The organism is Pseudomonas sp. NPDC089530 (assembly GCF_050280705.1).
GTDB lineage: Bacteria > Pseudomonadota > Gammaproteobacteria > Pseudomonadales > Pseudomonadaceae > Aquipseudomonas.
The window spans coordinates 1-2,963 of sequence record NZ_JBNNVU010000186.1; the positions used below are offsets into that span (position 1 = coordinate 1).

2 protein-coding genes and 3 pseudogenes are annotated in these 2,963 nt (G+C 62.8%); 1 reads left to right on the forward strand and 4 read right to left on the reverse strand.

All coding sequences use genetic code 11. The features are described 5' to 3' along the window. The 4 genes and pseudogenes from ACQKQA_RS29965 to rluD all read right to left on the reverse strand — a co-directional run. A pseudogene (locus ACQKQA_RS29965) lies at window positions 1–95 on the reverse strand (histidine phosphatase family protein); the annotation flags it as partial. Further along, a pseudogene (locus ACQKQA_RS29970) lies at window positions 77–547 on the reverse strand (Clp protease N-terminal domain-containing protein); the annotation flags it as partial. The pseudogenes ACQKQA_RS29965 and ACQKQA_RS29970, both read right to left, overlap by 19 nt. Before the next feature lie 130 nt (window positions 548–677). Beyond that, complete coding sequence (gene pgeF / locus ACQKQA_RS29975) at window positions 678–1,403, reverse strand: peptidoglycan editing factor PgeF (protein WP_427564758.1); 726 nt, start codon at window positions 1,401–1,403, stop codon at window positions 678–680. Beyond that, complete coding sequence (gene rluD, locus ACQKQA_RS29980) at window positions 1,400–2,362, reverse strand: 23S rRNA pseudouridine(1911/1915/1917) synthase RluD (protein WP_427564759.1); 963 nt, start codon at window positions 2,360–2,362, stop codon at window positions 1,400–1,402. The genes pgeF and rluD overlap by 4 nt, the downstream gene beginning before the upstream one ends. A 151-nt stretch (window positions 2,363–2,513) precedes the next feature. Here rluD and bamD point away from each other — a divergent pair. After that, window positions 2,514–2,888 (forward strand): annotated as a pseudogene (gene bamD, locus ACQKQA_RS29985) (outer membrane protein assembly factor BamD); the annotation flags it as partial. Window positions 2,889–2,963: the final 75 nt, after the last annotated feature.

Genomic DNA, 2,963 nt, shown 5'->3' on the forward strand with positions numbered 1-2,963 from the left:
CGTTTTTCGCCGACGGCCTTGCGCGCCACCTTGTTGATCAATTCCGGCAGATAACCGTGGGACCAGGCGGTGTAGACGATTGCGTTGTGATAGCGTCATTCACCGCCTCGCCGCCGCGCAGGTTGTTGATGGCGTTTTCCAGCGCTTTCTTGCTGACGCCCTGGCCCAGCAGCAGTTTTCCAAGCTTGCTGTTTTCGTCCATGGCCGCGAGCAGCACCAGCTCGCTGGAGATGAACTGGTCGCCTTTCTGCTGCGCCAGGCGATCGGCCTGGTTCAGCAGGCGCGCCAGATCCTGCGACATGTTCACGTCGCCGGTGGGGTTCTGGATTTTCGGCAAGTGGTCGAGCTCTTTGCTCAATTCTTTACGCAGGCTGTTGACGTCGAAGCCCACTTGCATCAGCAGCGGCTTGATCGAACCGCCTTGCTGTTCGAGCAGCGCCTGCATCAAGTGCGCCGGCTCGATGGCCGGATGATCGAGGCCGACCGCCAGGGATTGAGAATCGGATAAGGCCAGCTGTAGCTTGCTGGTTAATCGGTCTATACGCATTAGTCACCTTCCTTTTGAGCAGGCCGGAGCGATGGACACACCTGAATAGAGAAACCTGCCAGATACCCCTGTAGATGCGGTCGATTCTGGAAGATTCAAGCCTTTGCCGCTTGATGCAGGTCAGAGGAGTCTAGCGTTCCAGCCAGACCAGGGAGGCGAACCGGCCAGTGCGGGGGCTGCGGCGGTAGGAATAGAAACGAGGATCGTTCACGGTGCAGAAACCACCGCCATACACGGCGGTGACGCCACGGGCCGCCAGGCGCAGGCGGGCCAGCTGATAGATGTCGGCCATGAGCTTGCCGGGATTGTGGCTCGGCACGAAGGCCTGCTCGGTGTGCGGCAAGTGGCGGACAAAGGCTTCACGGACTTCCGGCCCGACCTCGAAGGCTTGCGGACCGATGGCCGGCCCTAGCCAGACCAGGACCTCCGCAGGGGCAAGGTTCAGGCTGTCGAGCGTCGCCTCCAGCACCCCGGCCGCCAACCCGCGCCATCCGGCATGGGCAGCCGCCACACGGGTACCGGCGCGGTCGCAGAACAGCACAGGCAGACAGTCGGCGGTCATGGACGCGCAGGCAATACCTGGCGTGGCCGTCCAGCTGGCATCGGCGGTGGCGACGACCGCAGGATCGGCCTCGACCACGTCGATGCCGTGGACCTGCTGCAACCAGGCGGGCTTTATGGAAAAAACCTCGGTCAGGCGCCGGCGATTCTCGGCTACCGCCTGCGGATCGTCGTCGACGTGATCGCCCAGGTTGAGGCTGTCGAACGGCGCCAGGCTGACGCCGCCCGCCCGGGTGGTAACGCAGGCTTTGACCCTGGCCGGCGCAGGCCAGTCAGGAATCAGCCAGTCACTCATCCGACGAATGCCTCGCGGTCCTGCTTGAGCAGCGACAGCAACCAGACGAAATCGTCCGGCAACGGCGATTCCCAGCTCATGCGTTTACCGGTGGTCGGGTGATCCAGCTCCAGGAAGCGCGCATGCAGCGCCTGGCGCGGGAAGTTCTTCAAGGACTCGACCATGGTCGGGCTCGCCGCCGGCGGAATGCGGAAGCGACCGCCGTAGGCCGGATCGCCGACCAATGGGAAGTTGATATGCGCCATGTGCACGCGAATCTGGTGGGTACGACCGGTTTCCAGCTTGACCCGCACATGGGTGTGGGAACGGAAACGCTCGAGCACGCGGTAATGGCTGACGGCCTGCTTGCCACCCTCCATCACGGCCATGCGCTGGCGCTGCTGGCCATGACGGCCGATCGGCGCATTGATCTTGCCACCGGCGGTGACCACACCGATCACGATGCATTCATAGATGCGGCTGACGCTGCGCTTCTGCAGCTGGGCCACCAGCTGGGTCTGCGCCTGAATGGTCTTGGCCACCACCATCAGGCCGGTGGTGTCCTTGTCCAGGCGGTGGACGATGCCGGCGCGCGGCACATTGACGATGTCCGGGACATGGTGCAGCAAGGCATTGAGCAGCGTGCCATCGGCGTGACCGGCGGCGGGGTGGACCACCAGGCCGGCAGGCTTGTTGATGACCAGAATGTCGTCGTCTTCATAGACGATATCCAGCTCGATGTCCTGGGCGACCCATTCGCCCTGGGCTTCCTGCTCGGCGGTCAGTTCCAGCACCGCGCCACCATGGACGATGTCCCGCGGGCGGATGACCGCGCCATCCACAGTCAGGCGGCCGTCCTTGATCCAGGCGGAAAGGCGCGAGCGCGAGTGCTCGGCGAATAATTGGGCGGCGACTTGATCGAGGCGTTGGCCGCCCAGTTCGGACGGCACCTCTGCGCGAAGTTCAATTTTATCGGACATGCTCGGACTAGGCGTCGGCACAGCCTTTGGTTTCGGCTGCGCGCTTGTGGTTAAATACGGCGTCTTTTGCCCCGAGGCTTTTCAACGGGGCGCTCATCATAACAGGACGGCCCCGCCCAAGACAGCGGCCGTCATAGGGACGCAAGCCGCCATGCAAGTGAAACACCTGCTGCTGATCGCCATCCTCGCACTGACCGCTGCTTGCTCATCGAAGGAAGTCGTTGACGAAAACCTGAGCGAGGTCGAGCTGTACCAGCAGGCGCAGACCGACCTGGACAACAACAGCTATACCAGCGCCACAGCCAAGCTCAAGGCCCTGGAATCGCGTTATCCGTTCGGTCGTTACGCAGATCAGGCACAGCTCGAGCTGATCTATGCCAACTACAAGAACGCCGAGCCGGAAGCCGCCAAGTCCGCCGCCGAGCGTTTCATCCGTCTGCACCCGCAACACCCGAACGTCGACTACGCCTACTACCTCAAGGGCCTGACCTCCTTCGACCAGGACGCATCGATAACCACCGAGTTCTGCAGACGACCTTCGATGTCACGGATACGCGCTTCAACCATCCCCTGCTCTTCGCGGGCAGCATGGTATTCAGCG